Here is a 19,669-nt window from a genome sequence, read left to right as displayed (position 1 = left end):
ACAGGGGATTGCGAATGGCAGATGTCGTGATGGAAGAGGGGCCGGAAGCGGCAGAAGCACGCGACGTAACGGACTTCATCCTGCAGGACATTCTCGCCGGGGTGCTGCTGCCCGGAACATGGCTAAAGCAGATCGATCTCGAGCGCCGCTACAAGTGCACCCGTCCGGAAGTGCGACGCGCGCTTGACCGCCTGGCACAGAAGCGCCTTGTTGAGCATGTTCCGAACCGCGGCTACCACGTCTATGAGCCGGATGGCCGCCGCGCCCAGGAAGTCAGCGAGATCCGCATTATTCTCGAAACCGCGATCGCGGCGACGATCGTTTCAAATGCTGCTGCAGACGAGATCGCCAAGCTTCGGAAGCTTGCCGATCATTTCGATCTGATGGTGCTGAATGGAACGATGCTGGAGCTCTACGAGGCCAATCTGGCCTTTCACCGCCAGCTGCTGACGCTCGGCGGCAATATCGAACTCGTCGACCTCATCACCGAAATCCGGCAGAGGACCTCCTCGGCGCCGGTCTCGCAATGGCGCACCCGCGCCCGGGTCGAACAATCCGGCCGCGAGCACCATCAGATGATCGATGCGATCGCAGCCGGGGATGTCGAAAGGCTGAAGACGCTGGTCCGCCAGCATATCCTGCAGCGCTGAATCAAACAGGCCGGGAGCCTCGTATCTTCCGGCCTGCCTGCAGTCATGATCAGTTAGACTGCCAGCTCTTGACGAGCTCGTCGTAATTGACCGTAACCGGCTTTTCCTTCTCGTTCTCGATCTTCAGCTGCGGAGCCAGGTTGCCCTTGGCGACGGCATCCTTGTTCCAGTATTCAAGATCGTGCTCTTCGGCGAGCTTCGGGCCGATATCACCCTGCACCTTGGCGCGTTCGAGGCGCTGGAGCACCTTTTCTTGCTCGGAGCAAAGCGAGTCCATGGCTTCCTGCGCGGTCTTGGCACCGGAAGAAGCATCACCCACGGCCTGCCACCAGAGCTGTGCCAGCTTCGGATAATCAGGAACGTTGGTGCCGGTCGGAGACCACTGAACGCGGGCCGGCGAGCGGTAGAACTCGATCAGACCGCCGAGCTTGGGAGCGCGCTCCGTGAAGCTCTTGTCGCGAATGGTCGACTCGCGGATGAAGGTCAGGCCGACATGGCTTTTCTTCACGTCCACGGTCTTCGACGTCACGAACTGCGCGTAGAGCCATGCGGCCTTGGCGCGGTCATCGGGGGTCGATTTCATCAGCGTCCAGGAACCGACGTCCTGATAGCCGAGCTTCATGCCGTCCTTCCAGTAGACGCCATGCGGGCTAGGCGCCATGCGCCATTTCGGCGTGCCGTCCTCGTTGACCACGGGCAGACCCGGCTTGACGGCGTCAGCCGTAAAGGCCGTGTACCAGAAGATCTGCTGAGCCACTTCGCCCTGCGCCGGCACGGGGCCGGATTCGGAGAAGTTCATGCCCTGCGCTGCCGGCGGTGCATAGGCCTTCAACCAATCCAGATATTTCTGGATCGAATAGACGGCGGCCGGGCCGTTCGTGTCGCCGCCACGGGCAACGCACGAACCGACAGGACGTGAATTCTCGTCGACCTTGATGCCCCATTCGTCGACAGGAAGACCGTTCGGCAGGCCCTTGTCACCATTGCCGGCCATCGACAGCCAGGCATCGGTGAAGCGCCATCCGAGCGACGGGTCCTTCTTGCCGTAGTCCATGTGGCCGAAGACCTTCTTGCCGCCGATATCGCGGCCGGTGAAGAATTCGGCGATGTCCTCATAGGCCGACCAGTTGACCGGAACGCCGAGATCGTAGCCGTATTTCGCCTTGAAGTCGGCCTTGTTCTTCTCGTCGTTGAACCAGTCGTACCGGAACCAGTAGAGGTTCGCGAACTGCTGATCGGGAAGCTGATAGAGCTTCTTGTCCGGAGCGGTCGTGAACTTGGTGCCGATGAAGTCGTCGATATCGAGGCCGGGATTGGTAACGTCCTTGCCTTCATTGGCCATCCAGTCGGTGAGCGAACGGGCCTGCTGGTAGCGCCAATGGGTGCCGATCAGGTCCGAGTCGTTGACATAGGCGTCGTAGATGTTCTCGCCCGACTGCATCTGCGTCTGCAGCTTTTCGACGACGTCGCCTTCGCCGATCAGGTCGTGGGTGATCTTGATGCCGGTGATTGCCGTGAAGGCGGGCGCCAGAACCTTCGATTCATATTCGTGGGTCGTCAGCGTTTCGGAAACGACCTTGATATCCATGCCGGCAAAAGGCTTGCCCGCATCGATGAACCACTGCATTTCCTTTTCCTGGTCCGCACGCGGAAGCGACGAGAGATCGCCGATTTCCTTGTCGAGAAAGGCTTTCGCCTCGTCCATGCCGGCATAGGCAGAGCCCGTCATTGCCAGCAAAATGCCTGCTGTCGTCGCAAATAGATGCCGTCGCATAATATCCTCCCAGGGTTAGCGATTGCAGTCTTCACGTTTCAGGCGGCCAGTACCCCCGGCCATCTGTCTAAACTTGGCATCACACGTAACGGAACACGCCGATGGCGTAGATCACGGAGATACCAAGAGCCCACCACAGGCCGGGTCCGACAAGGCCCAGCCATGCGAGATGAATGAACGCTGCCCCCAGCAGCGAAATAAAGAGACGGTCCCCGCGCGTCGTCTCGAAGCGCAGCAGGCCGGTGCGCGGAGAGCCCCCCGGCACGAAATATTCCCAGACGCTCATGCCGGCGAGCAGCACGAGGATCGTGAGAAAGAACAGCGCCGTCGGCAGTGTCCAGGCCATCCAGGAAAAGCTCATTTCCGTCTCCTCCTCAGACGCGGCCCAGGGCAAAGCCCTTGGCGATGTAGTTTCGAACGAAATAGATGACGAGCGCGCCGGGCACGATGGTCAGCACCCCTGCCGCCGCAAGCACGCCCCAGTCCATGCCGGCCGCCGAGACCGTTCGCGTCATGATCGCCGATATCGGCTTTGCCGCCGTCGTCGTCAGCGTCCGGGCGAGCAACAGCTCCACCCACGAGAACATGAAGCAGAAGAAGGCCGCGACGCCCACGCCGCTGGCGATCAGCGGCATGAAGATCTTCACGAAGAAGCGAGGGAAGGAATAGCCGTCGATATAGGCCGTCTCGTCGATTTCCTTCGGCACGCCGGACATGAAGCCTTCGAGGATCCAAACCGCCAGCGGCACGTTGAACAGGCAATGCGCCAGCGCCACGGCGATATGGGTGTCGATCAGCCCGAAGGCCGAATAGAGCTGGAAGAAGGGCAGGGCGAAAACGGCAGGCGGTGCCATGCGATTGGTCAACAGCCAGAAGAACAGGTGGTTGTCGCCGAGGAACCGGTAGCGCGAGAAGGCGTAGGCCGCAGGCAGTGCCGCCAGAACCGAAATCACCGTGTTCATGGCCACATAGATGATCGAGTTGATGTAGCCGTTATACCAGGACGGATCTGTGAAGATCACCGTGTAGTTGGCGAGTGTCGGGTTCTGCGGCCAGAGCGAGAAGGCCCCGGTGATCTCCGAGTTCTCCTTGAAGCTCATGTTGACGAGCCAGTAGATCGGCAGGAGCAGGAAGACGATATAGAGCGTCGAAACCACCCAGGAGAAGTTTCCGGCAGGCTTGTATTTCATTGTCTGAGCCATGGTCGTCTCCTTTCTCAGGCGTTTTCGTCGCTGCTGGTCATCACGGTGTAGAAGATCCACGACAGCAGCAGGATGATCAGGAAGTAGATGATCGACATGGCCGCGGCCGGGCCGAGGTCGAACTGGCCGACCGCCGTCTTCACGAGGTCGATCGACAGGAAGGTCGTCGAATTGCCCGGCCCGCCGCCTGTCACGACAAAGGGTTCGGTGTAGATCATGAAGCTGTCCATGAAGCGCAGCAGTACGGCGATCAGAAGCACGCGCTTCATCTTCGGCAGCTGGATGTAGCGGAACACGGACCAGCGAGAGGCGCCGTCGATCTTCGCCGCCTGATAATAGGCGTCGGGGATCGAGACGAGACCGGCATAGCAGAGCAGCACGACGAGGCTCGTCCAGTGCCAGACATCCATGACGATGACGGTGATCCAGGCATCGGCGGGATCGCGGACGTAGTTATAATCGAGCCCGATCGCCTCCAGCGTATGGCCGAGCAGACCGATATCGACGCGGCCGAAGACCTGCCAGATGGTGCCGACGACGTTCCACGGAATGAGCAGCGGCAGCGACATCAGCACCAGGCAGACCGGGACGCCGAGCCCCTTCTTCGGCATGTTCAGCGCGATGAAAATGCCGAGCGGGATTTCGATCGCCAGAATGATCAGCGAGAAGGCGAGGTTGCGCTGCAGCGCCGCCCAAAACCGATCCGATTCCAGCGTCTGCACGAACCAGTCGGTTCCGGCCCAGAAGAACTCGTTGTTGCCGAACGTGTCCTGAACCGAATAGTTGACCACGGTCATCAGCGGGATGACGGCCGAGAAGGCGACAAGCACCAGCACCGGCAGGACGAGAAACCAGGCTTTGTTGTTCCAGGTCTTTTCCATGGATCAGGCCTCCCTGCCGACGCGCCAGGAATTGGCGTAGATGCTGATGGCTGCGGGATCGAAATTGACCCTGGCGTCTTCGGGGATCTCCCCATCCTCAGGCACGACGATCGCCAGCGGTTGCCCGGCGAAGCGGGCGCGGACGATCTTCTGACGGCCGATATCCTCGACCTTCGAGATCGTGACCGGCATGCCCTCGCGGCCGAGCCTGACGAATTCGGGGCGGATGCCGAGCTCCACCTTCGATGCCCCGTCAGTGCGTGGCGCGTAGTCGAGATTGATGGTCTGTTCGCCGACGCTGACGGCGTTTCCGGAAACCTTGGCCGGCATGACGTTCATGCCCGGCGAGCCGATAAAATAGCCGACGAAGGTGTGGCTCGGCCGTTCGAACAGTTCGGCCGGCGTGCCGATCTGGACGATCTCGCCCTCATACATGACGACGACTTTTTCCGCGAAGGTCAGCGCCTCGGTCTGGTCGTGGGTGACATAGACCATGGTGAAGCCGAACTGCTTGTGCAGCCGTTTCAGCTGCGAACGCAGCACCCATTTCATATGCGGATCGATGACCGTCAGTGGTTCATCGAACAGGATGGCGTTGACGTCGTTGCGAACGAGGCCGCGGCCGAGCGAAATCTTCTGCTTCTGGTCGGCCGTCAGGCGCTGTGCCTTGCGCTTCGCCCAGTCCGAGAGATCGATCATCTCAAGGATTTCCCGGACGCGCCTGTCGACTTGGGGCTCGGCGACGCCGCGATTGCGCAACGGGAAGGCCAGATTGTCGTAGACGGTCATCGTGTCGTAGATGACGGGGAACTGGAAGACCTGGGCGATGTTGCGCGCCTGTGTCGACAGGTTGGTGACATCCTTGCCATCGAACAGGATGCGTCCATGCGATGGTTGAAGAAGCCCGGATATGATGTTGAGAAGCGTGGTCTTTCCGCAGCCGGAAGGGCCGAGCAGCGCGTAGGCGCCGCCATCGGTCCATTCGTGATCGACTTCCTTCAGGGCGTAATCCTTATCAGATTTCGGATCCGGCCCGTAGGCGTGGCGGATATGGTCGAGCGTGATGCGTGCCATGTGAGCCTCCTAAGCCGCCTGGTTGCCGGTTGCGATCGCCCGGCCATCCGGCCCGAAGGCCATGAGATGGCGGGTGTCGAGAAAGACGGAGACCTCCGTGTCCGGGTCGATGTCGTGAATGCCATGCGCCAGCATCACCCAGCGCACTCCGTTGAAGTCCAGATGGACGAAGCTTTCCGACCCGGTGATCTCCGATATCAGCGTGCGTGCCGAAAGCTTCGGCGAGGCGCCGGTCTGCTGAGAGAGCGCCAGATGATGCGGGTGGAAGGCGATAGTCACGACGCCATCCGCCATGCCGGCGAGATGCTGCGGCACGGGTATCTCCGCACCGCTTGCGTGCTGGAAGCTTGCTGCGTGCTTGGTCACCTCGATGAAGTTCAGCGGCGGGTCGGCGAAAGTCTTGGCAGTGATCAGATCGGCCGGGCGGCGGTAGACGTCGATCGTCTTGCCGAACTGGGTGACGCGGCCTTCGCTGAGGGTAACCGTGTTGCCGCCGAGAAGCAGCGCTTCCGAGGGCTCCGTCGTAGCATAGACGAAGATCGCGCCCGAGGCGGCGAAGATGCGCGGCAGTTCCTCGCGCAATTCCTCGCGCAGCTTGTAGTCCAGGTTGGCGAGCGGCTCGTCGAGCAGCACCAGGCTGGCATTTTTGACGAGGGCGCGGGCCAGAGCCGTGCGCTGTTGCTGACCACCGGAGAGATTGAGCGGCGTGCGATCGAGATAGGGCGTCAGCTTCATCAACTCGGCCGCCTTGCGCACCTCGGCGTCGATGGTCTTTGCGTCGTGACCGGCAATGCGCATCGGCGAGGCGATGTTCTCATAGACCGAGAGCGCCGGGTAATTGATGAACTGCTGGTAGACCATCGCCACCTGGCGCTTCTGCACCGGCATGCCGGTGACGTCGGCGCCGTCGAAATAGACGGAACCGCTGGTCGGCTTGTCGAGGCCCGCCATCAGGCGCATCAGCGACGTCTTGCCTGACAGCGTCGGTCCCAGCAGGACGTTCAGCGTTCCCCGTTCGAAAGTCAGGTTGGTCGGGTGAATGTGATACTCACCGCCGACCATCTTTGCGGCTTTGCGCAGTTCCAGCATTCCGGCTCCCGTGCCTCCTCAAGACGGGGACCACATGCCGCTCTATCCGGCCATTTGCGCGGGCAGGGCGGCGATGTACTCCTCCAGTGTCTGCATCTGTTCCGTCGTCATGTGCAATCCGGCCTTCGTTCTCCGCCAGAGGACATCCTCGGCGGTGAAGGCCCATTCGTTCTGCATGAGATAGCGCACCTCGGCCTCATAGAGATCCGATCCGAAATGCCTGCCGAGATCAGCCGTGGACGCGGCCTTGCCAAGCAGCACATTGGCTTTGGTGCCATAGCGGCGCGTCAGCCGGCGGGCATGGCTGTCGGCGAGGAACGGATAGGCAGCCTTCAGCTTGCCAACCTCGGCCTCATAGCCCTGTACCGGAAAGTCCCCGCCGGGAAGATGGCTCTTCGCCGTCCACGGGCTACCCTTGATACCGATCGCCTCGCCGATCTTTTCCAGCGCATGTTCCGACAGACGCCGGTAGGTCGTCAGCTTGCCGCCGAAGACGTTGAGCAGCGGTGCGGCATTCGCCTCGGTCCCGTCTTTCCCCTCGAGCTTCAGCACATAATCGCGGGTCGCCTCCTGCGCCTTCGACGCACCGTCGTCGAACAGCGGACGGACGGCCGAATAGGTCCAGACGATATCCTCGGGCTTCACCGGCTCCTTGAAATACTCGGAGGCCGCGTTGCAGAGATAGCTGGTCTCTTCTTCCGATATCCTGACATCCTTGGGGTCGCCGGTGTAATCGCGGTCGGTGGTGCCGATCAGCGTGAAGTCGCTCTCATAGGGAATGGCGAAGATGATGCGGTTGTCGGGGTTCTGGAAGAAATAGGCCTTCTGACCCTCGAACTTCTTCCGGACGATGATGTGGCTGCCCTGGACGAGGCGGACATGCCGTGCCTCGTTCTCGCCGAAGGCGGCTCGTATCACATGGTCGACCCAGGGACCGGCGGCATTGACCAGCATGCGGGCCTGATGCGTCGAACTGCGTCCCGACAGCGTATCGACCGTTTCGATGGCCCAGAGGCCATTCTCGCGCCGTGCGGAGACGACCTTGGTGCGCGGCATGATCAGCGCGCCGCGATCGCTGGCATCCCGGGCATTCAGCACCACCATGCGGGCATCGTCGACCCAGCCGTCGGAATATTCGAAGGCTTTGGCAAACAGCGCCTTCAGCGGCTTGCCGGCCGGATCGGTCCGCATGTCGAGCGTTGCCGTCGGCGGCAGAAGCTTGCGGCCACCGAGATGATCATAGAGAAACAGCCCCAGACGGATCAGCCAGGCCGGGCGGATGCCGCCCTTGTGATAGGGCAGCACGAAGCGCATCGGCCAGATGATGTGCGGCGCCATCGCCCAGAGCACTTCGCGCTCCATCAGCGATTCACGCACCAGCCGGAATTCGTAATGCTCGAGATAGCGCAGACCGCCATGGATGAGCTTGGTGGCACCCGACGACGTGCCGGAGGCGAAGTCGTTCATCTCGGCCAGCGCCACCGAATAGCCGCGTCCAGCCGCATCCCGGGCGATCCCGCAGCCGTTGATCCCGCCGCCGATCACGAATAGGTCGTGAAGTGCCTGGCCCACATTCCCCTCCCGTGTGCCTTTTGTCTCGGTTACCCTCCCCGGCAAACCGAAACTACGCAGACTAGAAGTGAAGACGAAGCGAATGTCAAACGAATGTTTCAGGCATCCAAAAACGGAAGATCAGGCGCAAATCATTGCTCAGCTGTGCAATGGCTGAAAACCGCACTTTCGCTTTGCTGGCGAATGCAATGGCTCAAGCGCGCTCTTCCCAGATCCTGGCGATTTCGACGATCGTTGCCACGGCTTTTTCCATATCCTGCAGGCTGACCCACTCCAGCGGCGAGTGGAATGCGTGTCCGCCGTCGAAGATATTGGCGGTCGGAAGGCCCATGAAGGAGAGCCGCGAGCCATCCGTCCCGCCGCGGATGCTGCCGCGGACCGGGGTCATGCCTGCACGCCTGATCGCCTCGATCGCGTGTTCGACGATCTCCGGATTGCGGTCGAGCACGGCCTTCATGTTGCGGTACTGGTGCTTGACGGTGAAGGTGTAGGAGGAGCCGGGATAGGCCTGCATGACATCCTTGACGATGTCCTCAAGCAGGGCTTCCTTGGCGGCAAGGCCGTCGTCGACGAAGTCGCGGATGATGAAGCCGAGCTCGGCCTTCTCCATCGAGCCGCTGACGCCGGTCGGGTGAATGAAGCCGTCGCGCCCTGAGGTCGTTTCCGGTGCGATCTCCTTCGGCAGCCGGGCGATGATAGCGCCGGCGATCTTGATGGCGTTCTCCATCTTGCCCTTGGCAAAGCCCGGATGCATGGCGACGCCCTGGATGACGATCTCGACGCCGTCGGCGGAAAAGGTCTCGTCCTCGATTTCGCCGGCCGTCGAGCCGTCGACCGTGTAGGCGAACTCGGCGCCAAGCTTCTTGAGATCCGCCTTGTCGACGCCGCGGCCGATTTCCTCGTCTGGTGTAAGCAGCAGTTTGATCGTCCCGTGCTTGATATCGGGATTATCGATCAGGAATTTCGCCGCCGTCATGATTTCGGCGAGCCCTGCCTTGTCGTCGGCCCCCAGCAGCGTCGTTCCGTCGGTGGTGATGATGTCGTTTCCGATCTGGTTCTTCAGTTCGGGATGGTCGGCAACACGGATCACCTGCTGCGGATCGCCCGTCAGCCTGATATCGCCGCCCTGATAGTTTTTGACGATCTGCGGCTTAACGTTGGTGCCGGTAAAATCGGGCGCCGTGTCCATATGCGAGCAAAAGCAGATCACCGGAACGGCCTTGGCAGTGTTTGCGGGAATCGTCGCGTAGACATAGCCGTGCTCGTCAAGATGCGCGTCGGCAAGGCCGATTTCCAGCAGCTCCTCGACGAGCACCCGGCCGAGATTCTTCTGCTTCTCGGTCGAGGGCTGGCTCTTCGATGCCGGGTCCGACTGGGTATCGATGACGGCGTAGCGCAGGAAGCGGTCGAGAACGGTGCTGGTCATGGGATCATCCGAAATGCGTGATGGGAAGACCGGTATAGCCGCTGACGCCGCCAAGGTGAACGGCGTTTCGCCGCCTATCGCAACACAGCGCGAAGCCGCGGCGCGGCAAAGTCGAGAAAGGCCCGGAGCTTCAGCGGCAGGACGCCCTGTGACAGATGCACGAGACTGACGGGGGAGGGTGGCTGTTCGAATTCTTCCAGTAGCGGCACCAGCACCCCGTCCTCGACGGCGCGTTTTGCCTGGTAGGAGAGCGTCCGGGTGATGCCGAGTCCGGAGACCGCCGCATCGACCGCCGCTTCGGCGGTGTTGACGGAAAGCCGGGGATGGATCGGCGTGGACACATCCTGACCATCCTGACGAAAGACCCAGAACTGCGCCGGTGTGACCCCTTCGAAGGAAATGCAGGCGTGATCGGCAAGCTGCTGCGGATCAAGGGGCGTGCCGCGCCGCCGCAGATAATCCGGGCTGGCATAGGCCGTTCGCCTGACGGTGCCGAGCCGGGTCGCAATCAGGTTGTTCTCCGAGAGATGGCGGATGCGCAGCGCCACGTCGATGTGCTCGTCGGCCAGGCTGACCGGCCGGTCGCTCATCACCAGCCGCATGTTGATGTCAGGGAAGGCTTTCAGGAAATCGGTGATGACAGGAAGGACGTGCAGCCGTCCGAAGACGATCGGCGCTGTCATCGTTAGGTCGCCCTTGGGCGCCAGATATTCGCCGGTGGCCCGCCGTTCCGCCTCCTCGACGCGTCCGAGGATTTCGCGCGCGGCACTGACATAGCCTTCGCCTGCTTCGGTCAGCGAAATGCGGCGGTTGGTGCGCTTGATCAGCCGGATGCCGAGATGGGCCTCCAGCTCCGATATCTTGCGGCTGACAGTCGGTAGAGGCGAGTGCAGGGCGCGCGAGGCCGCCGACAGGCTGCCGTTCTCGACCACCGCCAAAAGCACGCTCATCGCATCAAGACGATCCATCTGACCTTCCGAAAAACGAGAGGATAACTATCAAGATCGCTATCTACTACAGAAAAGCGGAAATCACTAGGTTTCTTCGCAGGTCTTCGGACCAACGGATTTCAACCCGCTGCGAAAGGTACCCCCATGAAACTCCACCATTTTCCGCTCTCCGGCCACGCCCACCGCGCCGTGCTGTTTCTCTCGCTCCTCGGCGTCAAGGCCGAGCTTGTCGAAGTCGATATCCCCGGCGGCGCGCATAAGTCGCCGGATTACCTCAAGCTCAATCCGTTCGGCCAGGTGCCGGTTCTGGAAGATGGCGACGTGGCGGTCAGCGATTCCAACGCGATCCTCGTTTATGTCGCCACGAAACTCGGCCGCAAGGATTGGCTGCCGGATGATGCTGCAACGGCGGCGAAGGTGCAGAAGTGGTTGTCGGTGGCTGCAGGCGAAATCGCCTACGGCCCAGCAGCGGCACGTTTGATCACCGTTTTCGGCGCCAATTTCCGCACCGAGGAAGTGATTGCCCGCGCCCACCGCATTCTGACGCTGATCAATGCCGAGCTTGAGACGCATCGTTTCATCATCGGCGACCGGCCGACGATCGCCGACGTCTCGCTCTACAGCTACATCGTCAACGCACCTGAAGGAAACGTCGATCTCGCGGCCTATCCCGAGGTTCGCCACTGGCTGGCCCGGATCGAGGCTCTCCCGGGCTTCGTACCGTTCCAGAAGACAGCAGCTGGCCTTGCCGCCTAGCGGCAAACCGCGGCCGGAGACATCCGGCCGCTTCTCCATTGGAGGCTCCCATGCTTGATAGTGCCGAAACACCAGCTTCGCCCTGGCATGAAGGCGAACTCGAATTGCAGCGCAGCGTCGGGATGGCCGAGCAGATGGATCCCGTCGGCCGCAAGGTGCTGCGCACCTATCTGCTGGACCAGCACCGCGAGTTCTACCCGCTGCTGCCGTTCATCGTTATCGGCGCGGTCGATCCGGATGGCGCCCCTTGGGCGACGATCCGCGCCGGGCAGCCCGGTTTCCTGCATTCTCAGGACCCGCTGACGCTCGATGTCGAGGCGGCGCGTGACTGGAATGATCCGGCCGAGCGCGGCATGGAGGACGGCGATCCGATCGGCATGGTTGGTGTCGATCTGATTACCCGCCGCAGAAACCGGCTGAACGGTACGGTCAGCCGCAGCGTCGATGACCGCTTTTCCGTCACCGTTGGCCAGAGCTTCGGCAACTGCCCGCGCTATATCCAGAACCGCCAATTTGCGTTCATCCGTGATCCGGCCGCAAGCTCCACTCCCGCGGCAATCGTCTCGGACCAGCTGGAAGGCGAGGCACGGAAGATCATCGAGGAAGCCGATACGTTCTTCGTCGCGTCCTATGCCGATCGCGGCGAGGGCCGGGAAGTGGACGTTTCCCACCGCGGCGGCAAGCCGGGCTTCGTTCGCATCAATGCCGATGGCAGCCTGACCGTGCCGGATTTCAACGGGAACCTGTTCTTCAGCACGCTCGGCAATTTCATGATCAACCCGCGGGCAGGGCTGGTGTTCGTCGATCACGAAAGCGGCGGCATGCTGCAGTTGACGGGAGCGGTCGAGGTCATCCTGGATTCGCCGGAGATCGCAGCGTTCGATGGTGCCGAGCGCCTCTGGCGCTTCACACCGGAGAAGATCGTGCTGCGGCCGGAAGCCTTGCCGCTGCGCTGGACCTTTGCCGAAAACGGCTTCTCTCCGAGCAGCCTGATGACCGGCAGCTGGGCGCAGGCGGAACGCCGCCTGCAGGCCGCCGAAAGGGCCAACAACTGGCGGCGTTTCCGCATCGAGAAGGCCGTGGATGAGAGCGAGACGATCCGTTCGCTGACACTGGCGCCCGTCGATGGCGAGGCGCTCATCCCTCATCTTGCGGGTCAGCACCTGCCGATCCGCATCGCAGACGGCGATCAGCAGATCCGCCGGAGCTATACGATATCGAGCGCACCATCGGACGGCCATTACCGGCTGAGCGTCAAGCGGGAGGGCAAGGCATCGAACCTGCTGCACCGGATGCAGCCTGGCGACGAGATCGAGGCACGGGCGCCTGGCGGTGCCTTTACCATCGAGGCGATGGAGCGCAAGCGGCCCGCGGTTCTGCTGGCCGCCGGTATCGGCATCACGCCCATGCTATCGATGCTACGCCATGTGGTTCATGAAGGCGACCGCACACGTCACCGCCGGCCGATCTGGCTGTTCCGGTCGTCGCGCGCATACGGTGAGCGCGCCTTCGATCAGGAAATTGCCGGGCTGGTCGAGCGCGCAAATGGCTCGGTCCACGATATCCGGGTGCTGAGTTCCCCGGCTGCCGAAGATGCGGGAAATTACGATGTGGCGGGCCGCATCGACATGGATCTCCTGAAGGCGCATCTGCCATTCGGCGACTATGACTTCTATCTCTGCGGCCCCGGCGCCTTCATGCAATCGATTCATGATGGATTGCGTGGATTGAACATCGCGGAAGAGCGCATCCATGCCGAAGCATTCGGTCCCTCGGCGCTGAAGCGCGATACCTCGGCAGGACAACCCACCGCACCGCCGTCGGTTCCTGCTGCGACAACGCCTGCGAAGGTAATCTTCACGCAGTCTGCCAAGGAAGCGCGATGGAAGCCGGGTGACGGTTCACTGCTTGAATTTGCCGAAGCACGCGGGCTTTCCCCGGCATATGGCTGCCGTGCCGGGAACTGCGGCGACTGCAGAACGCGCATCGTCAAGGGCGCTGTCAGCTACGTCTCGGAGCCCAGCTATCCAGTCGAAGGTGGCGAGGCGTTGATCTGCTGTTCGGTGCCTGCAGAAGGTGGCGATCTGCTGCTCGACATCTGATGCAAAATGGGCATCGAACAGGTTGAAAACTGGCTGAATACGGCCGTTAACGGCGCCTATACCATGAAATATGATGCTCGTTTTGCGTTCTTTACCAAGTGGCACACCTTACAGGAAAATCTGTCCCACTATCAAACAGGAGGGACAGCATGAACGCTGCACCAAATTACGGTCTGATAGGTCTGGTCAGCGTAACAATGATCGTTATAGCTGCCGCCGTTTTGACTTACGCCGCGTGAGTCAAGCAGACCATGTCGTATCGCGCCAAATCTCATAAGGCGCTTGGCGAAGGCTTCTCCCGGGCCTCGTTAAGCTTACCCCGTAACCACCACATCAGCATTCGCTTGAATACGCCCCGTTTCAGGGCATTCTCCGGCTGTGGCCACACGAGCCGGTTCAAGTATTGCGTACCGGCTTTCTAGTACGCCCGCCTCCCAGCCCTGATGGGAGGCGGGTGTCCTTCAAGCGTCGTGGCGACGCCGATCAATAAATTGCAGAAAATGTCCATCGAACCCTTGAAATCGCGGGGGCGTGAAGCTATTTAGCGCTCACCACCCGTATCGATGGCCTGCGAAGCCGACCTCTGGTCAGCCAAGCGTTTGCCGTCCGGGCAATAAAGAAAAGGTGCTCCCCGAAAGGGTAGAGCACCTTTTTCTTTTTCGGCTCTATGTCAGCGTTGCAGCCCAGGCTGCGACTTCTGTGCCTGTTGTCTTCAGATGGTCGGACGCCGAGAAGCCGGAAAGCTTCTTGCGCGGGACCAGATCATGGTCGCCGTCTTCCAGCCACAGAATGCGGATCGCTGCCGAAAGCCTATATCCCTCGGCCTCGGGCCGGGTGCCGAATTCATCGCGTGTACCCTGCACGATCAAGGTTGGTGTGCGTAATCCTTCCAGATGGGCGGTGCGCAGCTGCGCCGGTTTCTCCGGAGGATGGAAGGGATAGCCGAGGCAGACAAGGCCGGCGATCTGGCCGGCCGCGAATAGGTCATCGGCCACCATGCTGGCGACCCGCCCGCCCATCGACTTGCCGCCGATGATCAGCCTGCCTTGGCAATTGAGAGCCTCGACGGCCTCGCGATATTCTGACTGCAGCGTCTCGGCCTTCGGCGGAGGGTGGCGCTGGCCGGATGTCCGGCGGGAAGACATATAGCCGAATTCGAACCGGGCGACGCGGAAACCCGCGTCGGCGAGTGCTGCGGATACAGCATTCATCGATTTGGAATCCATCGGCGCGCCAGCGCCATGGGCGAGAAGAATAGTGGTTCCGGCGCTATCATCGCCTGTTATCAGGAAGCGGATGTCCATCGCTGCTTTCTACAGGCTGACCGCGGCTGCCGCCAGCGCCTTAATGGAAGCGCGGCAGATCCGGCAGACCGGCGAATTGCTCCGTCAGAATTTCGCTGAGCGCCACCAGCACTTCCTTGCGGGAAAAGCCGACTGCCTCGAACCTGTCGATGATATCGACAATGTCGAGTTCGACCTCTCCACGGCAATGAGCGACGCGTTCGGCGGAGACCATCAGTGCGTCTTCAAGTGTCAGCATGGTTTTGCTCCTTCTGCACAAGGCAAACTGGCGAGCAAACAATTGGTTCCGCAACCGTGGGAGGGGAGCCGGCTATTGCGGGCTCCCTGATCTATCAAATCGACTTGAACACCGTATCGATGGCGCCGGCGGCCGCCTTGACGACGATATCGGCCTCTTCGCGGGTGAGGCAAAGCGGCGGCGCAAAGCCGAGGATGTCGCCCTGCGGCATGGCCCGGCCGATGACGCCGCGCTCGAGAAGGGCAGCAGAGATCTGCGGGCCGATCTTGCGGGAGACGTCGAAGAATTTGCGGTCGTCCTTGTCCTCGACAAATTCGATCGCCGCCATCAGGCCGTCGCCGCGCACTTCGCCGACATGCTTGTGGGAGCCGACAGCCTTGGCAAGCTCGCTGCGGAAATAGGCGCCGGTCTCGCCGGCATTCTTGACGAGATCCAGTTCGTCGATCAGTTCGAGATTGGCAATACCGGCTGCCGCGCAGATCGGATGCGCCGCATAGGTCCAGCCGTGGCCGATCGCGCCCATCTGATCTGAACCCTGAACCAGCACCTGCCAGACTTTGTCGGAGACGATGGTGCCGGAGAGCGGCGCGTAGGCCGAGGTCAGGCCCTTGGCGATGGTGATCAGACCGGGCTTCATGCCGTAGTGATCGGAGCCGAACATGGTGCCGAGGCGGCCGAAGCCGGTGACCACTTCGTCGGCGACCAGCATGACGTCATACTTGTCGAGCACGGCCTGGATCTTCTGCCAGTACCCCTTCGGCGGCGGCACGATGCCACCGGTGCCAAGGATCGGCTCGCCGATGAAAGCGGCAACCGTATCCGGGCCTTCGGCCAAGATCATCTCTTCCAGCTTGTCGGCGCAATATTGCGAGAACTGCTCCTCGTCCATCGAACGGTCCGGGCGGCGGAAATAGTAGGGTGCCTCGGTGTGCAGGACCGGCGCCCGCGGCAGGTCGAAGGCCTTGTGGAAGAGCTCGAGCCCGGTCAGCGAGCCGGTCATGACGCCGGAACCGTGATAGCCGCGCCAGCGCGAGATGATCTTCTTCTTTTCCGGGCGGCCCAGAATATTGTTGTAGTACCAGATGAGCTTGATGTTGGTCTCGTTCGCATCCGAGCCGGAGAGGCCGAAATAGACGCGGCTCATGCCTTCGGGTGCCCGGTCGATGATCATCTTCGACAGCGTGATCGAGGCTTCCGTGCCGTGACCGACATAGGAATGGTAATAGGCGAGATTCTTCGCCTGATTGGCGATCGCGTCGGCGATCTTCTGACGGCCGTAGCCGACGTTGACGCAGTAGAGACCTGCGAAGGCATCGAGGCTGGTGCGGCCGTTGGTGTCGGTGATGTAGGCGCCTTCGCCCGTGGAGATGACGCGGGTCGGGGTCTCGCCGCGGGCGTGCATGCCCATGTGTGTCGACGGATGGAAGAAGTGGTCGCGGTCCCAGGCGTTGAGTTCGTTGCTTCTGTCGAGCATGGCAGATGTCCTTGATGTCATGAGTGTGAGTGCCGTGTCAGGCGGCGGTGTCGATGCAGAGATATTTGAGATCGGTGAAGGCCTCGATGCCGTGGCGCGATCCTTCGCGGCCGATGCCGGATTGCTTCCAGCCGCCGAAGGGGATCGGGCCGCCCGTGATCTTCACCCTGTTGATGGCGACCATGCCGTATTCCAGTGCGCGGCCGAGCCGCATCTGCCGCGCGCCATTGGCGGTAACGACATAGGCGACGAGGCCGTATTCGGTGTCGTTGGCTTTGGCGACGACCTCCTCTTCGGTATCGAAGACGGTGATGCCCGCGACCGGGCCGAAGGTTTCCTCGCGCATGATCAGCGCGTCGGCCGGGATATCCGACAGCAGCGTCGGTTCGAAGAACAGTTTGCCCGCCTTGTGCCGCTTGCCGCCGGTGATGAGTTTGGCGCCGCGCTTCAGCGCATCCTCGACCTGCTCCTCGACCTTGGCGATAGCCCGCTCGTGCATCAGCGGGCCGATTTCGGCGCCCGTGGACAGGCCGTCTCCGACCTTCAATTCGCGGATGCGTGTGGCAAATGCCGCTTCAAACTGCGCAGCGATCGAGCGATGCACGAAGATGCGGTTGGCGGCGAGGCAGTCCTGGCCGGATGTCGCAAACTTCGCGTCGATGGCGATCTTCACCGCCTGCGCGATATCGGCATCGTCGAAGATGATGAGAGGTGCGTGGCCGCCGAGCTCCATGACGAGTCGCTTCATGGTCGGTGCGCATTGGCCTGCGATCAACTTGCCGATACCTGTCGAGCCGGTAAAGCTGATTGCCCGGATGCGCTCGTCTTCGCAAAGGCGGCCGACGATGGTCGCAGCATCGCCGGTCACGACATTGAAGACCCCGGCGGGAAGCCCGGCACGCTCGCCGAGTTCGGCAAGAGCCAGCGCAGAGAGCGGCGTTTCCGAAGACGGGTGAGCAACGACGGTACAGCCGGCAGCAAGGGCGGCGGCCGCCTTCCGGGTGATCATCGCGGACGGAAAATTCCAGGGCGTGACGATGCCGGTCACCCCAAGCGCTTCGCGGCGAACGATCATCTCGGCGCCCGGCAGATGGCTGGTGACGTTTTCGGCATTCAGCCGCTTGCCCTCTTCGGCATACCATTCGACGAAGGAGGCGGCATAGTCGATTTCGCCGAGCGATTCCGACAGCGGCTTGCCTTGCTCCAGCGTCATGATCAGAGCCAGATCGTCCTTGGCTTCCAGCATCAGGTCGTGCCATTTGCGAAGAATCCGGGCCCGCTCCTGCGGCAGCATCGCCCGCCAGGCGGGCATGGCGCGGGCAGCGGAATCGATGGCCGCCGTGGTCTCTTCAGCGCCAAGGCTCGCCACCCAGGCGACGGTTGCGCCGCTTGCGGGATCGGTAACCTCGAAGCTTCTGCCGTCGGTGCCCGCAGACCAGCGGCCATCGCAATAGGCGAGGTCGCGCAGCAGATGCCTGTCCTTGAGGCGCGACAGCGCCGTGTGAAAATCGGGGCGGGCAAAAACCGCGGTCATGTCTGTCTCCTCGTTACCGACGGCGAAGTCTTTCACGGGAGGAGGCGAGATTTTGTCCTTTGAGGGCGCTTTAAAGAGAGAGATTGTCTAAGGCTTCGCGGCAGGCCACACGATCTGTCTATGGCTCGGATGGGGTCTCTGTCTGCACCAGGGCTGCGACCGGCAAGACCGTCTCATCCTTGACGGTCTTGGTGACGATATAGGTGAAATAGCGCTCAATCCCGAGCTCGCGATCGAGCAGACCATCGATCAGCCGCTGATAGGCATCGATGTCAGGGGCTGCTACCTTCAGGAAATAATCGACACCGCCACCGACCGACCAGCAGCCGACGATTTCGGGGATGCCGGTGACCGCCCGCTCGAAGCGTTCGAAATCGCTCTGCCGGTGATTGGCGAGCGTCACTTCCACCATGACGCTGGCGACCGGGGCGATCTTGCGCAGCGCGATGCGCGCGTGATAGCCGGTGATGATGCCTGCCTTTTCCAGCTTGCGCAGCCGCATCCAGCAGGGCGTCGGCGAAAGTCCTGCCTTTTCTGCCAAGGCAAGTTTGGTAATGCGGCCATCCCGCTGAATCGCATCGAGAATTCTGAGGTCGATGGCGTCAAGTTTCATGATCGTTCCGGCCGTCCAAATCATTTCAAAAGCGAGCGCGACAATGGAAGCGCATTTGGCTGGCGTCAATCGAGGTGACTTCCAAGATACTTGAATAACGCCGAAGGCAGATTGGGACGCGATCTCTTCGATGCGCAAGCAGTCGTTAACCATCGCCGGTCTAACGATTGAGTTCGTGAACCGGGATGATTCGATGGATGCCTCTCCTGCGGCGCTTCTTGCCGCTCTCAAGAACAGTGAACTTTTGATCGTGCGCGATGTGAGCAAGGCAGGCGATGTCGATCGTTGCGCCGAAACGCTCGACAACCTGCATGGCGAGGCAGCCGTGACATTCTGGAAGGCCGAGTGCCGCCGGCTGGCGGATGAATTGGCCCAATGCGGACTGACGGGCGAAGCGATCAGCGAGCGCGTTCTCGATTTTCAGGCAACCGTCCAGACGGTACTCGTCCAGCGCCACCAGGCCCGGGCCTTGGCCGCAACGCGTGCCGAACAGCAGAAGAAGCGCCGTATCGCCTGATCGTCAGAGCCGGCGCAGGCTGATCTCGCTGGTGACCACGGTCTTGCCGGATGCCGGATCTCTGTCGACTGTCTGGATCGACAGCTGACTGTTGCCGCGCTTGCTGATCGTCATGTTGGCATTGCGGTCGCCGTTGATCAGACGCGCCCAGCGGACCGCGAGATTGATCACATCGCCCTGACGGCTTCCCGAAAGCTGCGAGGGCGCCCCGGACGGGCCGACATAGGTTCCGGAATAGCGCGTGCCCCGTGCCGTCAGGTCGGCGGATATGGCGCGGTTGATCACCAGAAGCCCGCGGCAATTGCCGCGCATAGAGATCGAAGCTCCCGGCGCGTTGATATTGAACTTGCAAGAGACGTTGATCGGTGAGCTGCCTATCTTGCGGGTGACCTTGCCGGTCCCGGTCCAGTTGCCGCTGAGCGGTTGCAGGAAGCCCGCTTCGTCAGCGGCCGCCGGTGCCGCAACGCAAAGCCCGGCAAGAATTGCAAAGAGGCGTGCCTGAATACGCATGGT

General features: G+C 61.6%; 20 protein-coding genes. 5 read left to right on the top strand and 15 right to left on the bottom strand.

Features of this window, described 5'->3' with window-relative positions; genetic code table 11:
• The first annotated feature begins 14 nt into the window (after positions 1-14).
• The gene (locus AC1DV9_RS00345; protein ID WP_477945488.1) at positions 15-650 is read left to right on the top strand and encodes a GntR family transcriptional regulator; all 636 of its coding nucleotides are present in this window, start codon (positions 15-17) and stop codon (positions 648-650) included.
• 49 nt (positions 651-699) lie between these two features.
• Here the strand turns inward: AC1DV9_RS00345 and AC1DV9_RS00340 are convergent, their stop codons facing one another.
• The 9 genes from AC1DV9_RS00340 to AC1DV9_RS00300 form a co-directional block, all read right to left on the bottom strand.
• Positions 700-2,424 carry an ABC transporter substrate-binding protein gene (locus AC1DV9_RS00340; RefSeq protein ID WP_112388237.1) on the bottom strand — a complete coding sequence of 575 codons (1,725 nt, stop codon included), beginning with the start codon at positions 2,422-2,424 and terminating at the stop codon, positions 700-702.
• Between the two features lie 79 nt (positions 2,425-2,503).
• Positions 2,504-2,785, bottom strand: coding sequence for a DUF2160 domain-containing protein (locus AC1DV9_RS00335; protein WP_112388236.1), 282 nt, complete (start codon positions 2,783-2,785; stop codon positions 2,504-2,506).
• Between the two features lie 13 nt (positions 2,786-2,798).
• Entirely contained in the window at positions 2,799-3,626 is an 828-nt protein-coding gene (locus tag AC1DV9_RS00330) for a carbohydrate ABC transporter permease (RefSeq protein WP_477945486.1), read from the bottom strand.
• 14 nt (positions 3,627-3,640) lie between these two features.
• Positions 3,641-4,507 (bottom strand): carbohydrate ABC transporter permease, encoded by an 867-nt coding sequence (locus AC1DV9_RS00325; RefSeq protein WP_112514888.1) that lies wholly within the window; start codon positions 4,505-4,507, stop codon positions 3,641-3,643.
• Between the two features lie 3 nt (positions 4,508-4,510).
• Complete coding sequence (locus tag AC1DV9_RS00320; RefSeq protein WP_477945484.1) at positions 4,511-5,581, bottom strand: ABC transporter ATP-binding protein; 1,071 nt, start codon at positions 5,579-5,581, stop codon at positions 4,511-4,513.
• A gap of 9 nt (positions 5,582-5,590) precedes the next feature.
• Positions 5,591-6,670, bottom strand: coding sequence for an ABC transporter ATP-binding protein (locus AC1DV9_RS00315; protein WP_477945482.1), 1,080 nt, complete (start codon positions 6,668-6,670; stop codon positions 5,591-5,593).
• 42 nt (positions 6,671-6,712) lie between these two features.
• Complete coding sequence (glpD, locus tag AC1DV9_RS00310; protein ID WP_477945480.1) at positions 6,713-8,242, bottom strand: glycerol-3-phosphate dehydrogenase; 1,530 nt, start codon at positions 8,240-8,242, stop codon at positions 6,713-6,715.
• A gap of 193 nt (positions 8,243-8,435) precedes the next feature.
• On the bottom strand, positions 8,436-9,668 hold the full coding sequence (gene pepT / locus AC1DV9_RS00305) for a peptidase T (RefSeq protein WP_477945479.1): 1,233 nt from the start codon (positions 9,666-9,668) through the stop codon (positions 8,436-8,438).
• 74 nt (positions 9,669-9,742) lie between these two features.
• Positions 9,743-10,636: a LysR family transcriptional regulator gene (locus AC1DV9_RS00300; protein WP_477945477.1), complete on the bottom strand. Its 894-nt coding sequence runs from the start codon at positions 10,634-10,636 to the stop codon at positions 9,743-9,745.
• Between the two features lie 126 nt (positions 10,637-10,762).
• On the opposite strand from AC1DV9_RS00300, the gene AC1DV9_RS00295 reads away from it, so the two are divergent.
• The 3 genes from AC1DV9_RS00295 to AC1DV9_RS00285 are packed head-to-tail and all read left to right on the top strand — an operon-like array spanning position 10,763 to position 13,629.
• Positions 10,763-11,374 carry a glutathione S-transferase family protein gene (locus AC1DV9_RS00295; RefSeq protein WP_477945476.1) on the top strand — a complete coding sequence of 204 codons (612 nt, stop codon included), beginning with the start codon at positions 10,763-10,765 and terminating at the stop codon, positions 11,372-11,374.
• A gap of 50 nt (positions 11,375-11,424) precedes the next feature.
• On the top strand, positions 11,425-13,476 hold the full coding sequence (locus tag AC1DV9_RS00290; protein WP_477945475.1) for an FAD-binding oxidoreductase: 2,052 nt from the start codon (positions 11,425-11,427) through the stop codon (positions 13,474-13,476).
• Positions 13,477-13,482: 6 nt separating this feature from the next.
• A complete protein-coding gene (locus tag AC1DV9_RS00285) occupies positions 13,483-13,629 on the top strand; it encodes a hypothetical protein (protein ID WP_477945474.1) in 147 nt (48 codons plus the stop codon).
• Between the two features lie 512 nt (positions 13,630-14,141).
• On the opposite strand, the gene AC1DV9_RS00280 is transcribed toward AC1DV9_RS00285, so the two are convergent.
• From AC1DV9_RS00280 to AC1DV9_RS00260, 5 genes are all read right to left on the bottom strand, one after another.
• Entirely contained in the window at positions 14,142-14,780 is a 639-nt protein-coding gene (locus AC1DV9_RS00280; RefSeq protein ID WP_477945473.1) for an alpha/beta hydrolase family protein, read from the bottom strand.
• 40 nt (positions 14,781-14,820) lie between these two features.
• A complete protein-coding gene (locus AC1DV9_RS00275; protein ID WP_112388225.1) occupies positions 14,821-15,018 on the bottom strand; it encodes a hypothetical protein in 198 nt (65 codons plus the stop codon).
• 94 nt (positions 15,019-15,112) lie between these two features.
• Entirely contained in the window at positions 15,113-16,492 is a 1,380-nt protein-coding gene (locus AC1DV9_RS00270; RefSeq protein ID WP_477945472.1) for an aminotransferase, read from the bottom strand.
• Between the two features lie 37 nt (positions 16,493-16,529).
• Positions 16,530-18,026: an NAD-dependent succinate-semialdehyde dehydrogenase gene (locus tag AC1DV9_RS00265; RefSeq protein ID WP_477945470.1), complete on the bottom strand. Its 1,497-nt coding sequence runs from the start codon at positions 18,024-18,026 to the stop codon at positions 16,530-16,532.
• Between the two features lie 118 nt (positions 18,027-18,144).
• The gene (locus tag AC1DV9_RS00260) at positions 18,145-18,639 is read right to left on the bottom strand and encodes an Lrp/AsnC family transcriptional regulator (protein ID WP_477944004.1); all 495 of its coding nucleotides are present in this window, start codon (positions 18,637-18,639) and stop codon (positions 18,145-18,147) included.
• 193 nt (positions 18,640-18,832) lie between these two features.
• Here AC1DV9_RS00260 and AC1DV9_RS00255 point away from each other — a divergent pair, with 193 nt between their 5' ends.
• Positions 18,833-19,156: a DUF6074 family protein gene (locus AC1DV9_RS00255; RefSeq protein ID WP_477945468.1), complete on the top strand. Its 324-nt coding sequence runs from the start codon at positions 18,833-18,835 to the stop codon at positions 19,154-19,156.
• A 3-nt stretch (positions 19,157-19,159) separates the two neighbouring features.
• Here the strand turns inward: AC1DV9_RS00255 and AC1DV9_RS00250 are convergent, their stop codons facing one another.
• Positions 19,160-19,666: a hypothetical protein gene (locus tag AC1DV9_RS00250; protein WP_112388987.1), complete on the bottom strand. Its 507-nt coding sequence runs from the start codon at positions 19,664-19,666 to the stop codon at positions 19,160-19,162.
• Positions 19,667-19,669 lie beyond the last annotated feature (3 nt).

This window comes from Rhizobium sp. 01L410, assembly GCF_056400165.1.
The sequence above is the reverse complement of the archived record's forward strand: the minus strand, read 5'-3'. Positions and strand labels throughout refer to the sequence as shown.

Bases quoted from the DNA above. Each gene is read 5' to 3' on its own strand.
- AC1DV9_RS00345 (WP_477945488.1), top strand. From the start codon at position 15: ATGGCAGATGTCGTGATGGAAGAGGGGCCGGAAGCGGCAGAAGCACGC.
- AC1DV9_RS00340 (WP_112388237.1), bottom strand. From the start codon at position 2,424: ATGCGACGGCATCTATTTGCGACGACAGCAGGCATTTTGCTGGCAATG.
- AC1DV9_RS00335 (WP_112388236.1), bottom strand. From the start codon at position 2,785: ATGAGCTTTTCCTGGATGGCCTGGACACTGCCGACGGCGCTGTTCTTT.
- AC1DV9_RS00330 (WP_477945486.1), bottom strand. From the start codon at position 3,626: ATGGCTCAGACAATGAAATACAAGCCTGCCGGAAACTTCTCCTGGGTG.
- AC1DV9_RS00325 (WP_112514888.1), bottom strand. From the start codon at position 4,507: ATGGAAAAGACCTGGAACAACAAAGCCTGGTTTCTCGTCCTGCCGGTG.
- AC1DV9_RS00320 (WP_477945484.1), bottom strand. From the start codon at position 5,581: ATGGCACGCATCACGCTCGACCATATCCGCCACGCCTACGGGCCGGAT.
- AC1DV9_RS00315 (WP_477945482.1), bottom strand. From the start codon at position 6,670: ATGCTGGAACTGCGCAAAGCCGCAAAGATGGTCGGCGGTGAGTATCAC.
- pepT (WP_477945479.1), bottom strand. From the start codon at position 9,668: ATGACCAGCACCGTTCTCGACCGCTTCCTGCGCTACGCCGTCATCGAT.
- AC1DV9_RS00300 (WP_477945477.1), bottom strand. From the start codon at position 10,636: ATGGATCGTCTTGATGCGATGAGCGTGCTTTTGGCGGTGGTCGAGAAC.
- AC1DV9_RS00295 (WP_477945476.1), top strand. From the start codon at position 10,763: ATGAAACTCCACCATTTTCCGCTCTCCGGCCACGCCCACCGCGCCGTG.
- AC1DV9_RS00290 (WP_477945475.1), top strand. From the start codon at position 11,425: ATGCTTGATAGTGCCGAAACACCAGCTTCGCCCTGGCATGAAGGCGAA.
- AC1DV9_RS00285 (WP_477945474.1), top strand. From the start codon at position 13,483: ATGGGCATCGAACAGGTTGAAAACTGGCTGAATACGGCCGTTAACGGC.
- AC1DV9_RS00280 (WP_477945473.1), bottom strand. From the start codon at position 14,780: ATGGACATCCGCTTCCTGATAACAGGCGATGATAGCGCCGGAACCACT.
- AC1DV9_RS00275 (WP_112388225.1), bottom strand. From the start codon at position 15,018: ATGCTGACACTTGAAGACGCACTGATGGTCTCCGCCGAACGCGTCGCT.
- AC1DV9_RS00270 (WP_477945472.1), bottom strand. From the start codon at position 16,492: ATGCTCGACAGAAGCAACGAACTCAACGCCTGGGACCGCGACCACTTC.
- AC1DV9_RS00265 (WP_477945470.1), bottom strand. From the start codon at position 18,026: ATGACCGCGGTTTTTGCCCGCCCCGATTTTCACACGGCGCTGTCGCGC.
- AC1DV9_RS00260 (WP_477944004.1), bottom strand. From the start codon at position 18,639: ATGAAACTTGACGCCATCGACCTCAGAATTCTCGATGCGATTCAGCGG.
- AC1DV9_RS00255 (WP_477945468.1), top strand. From the start codon at position 18,833: ATGGATGCCTCTCCTGCGGCGCTTCTTGCCGCTCTCAAGAACAGTGAA.
- AC1DV9_RS00250 (WP_112388987.1), bottom strand. From the start codon at position 19,666: ATGCGTATTCAGGCACGCCTCTTTGCAATTCTTGCCGGGCTTTGCGTT.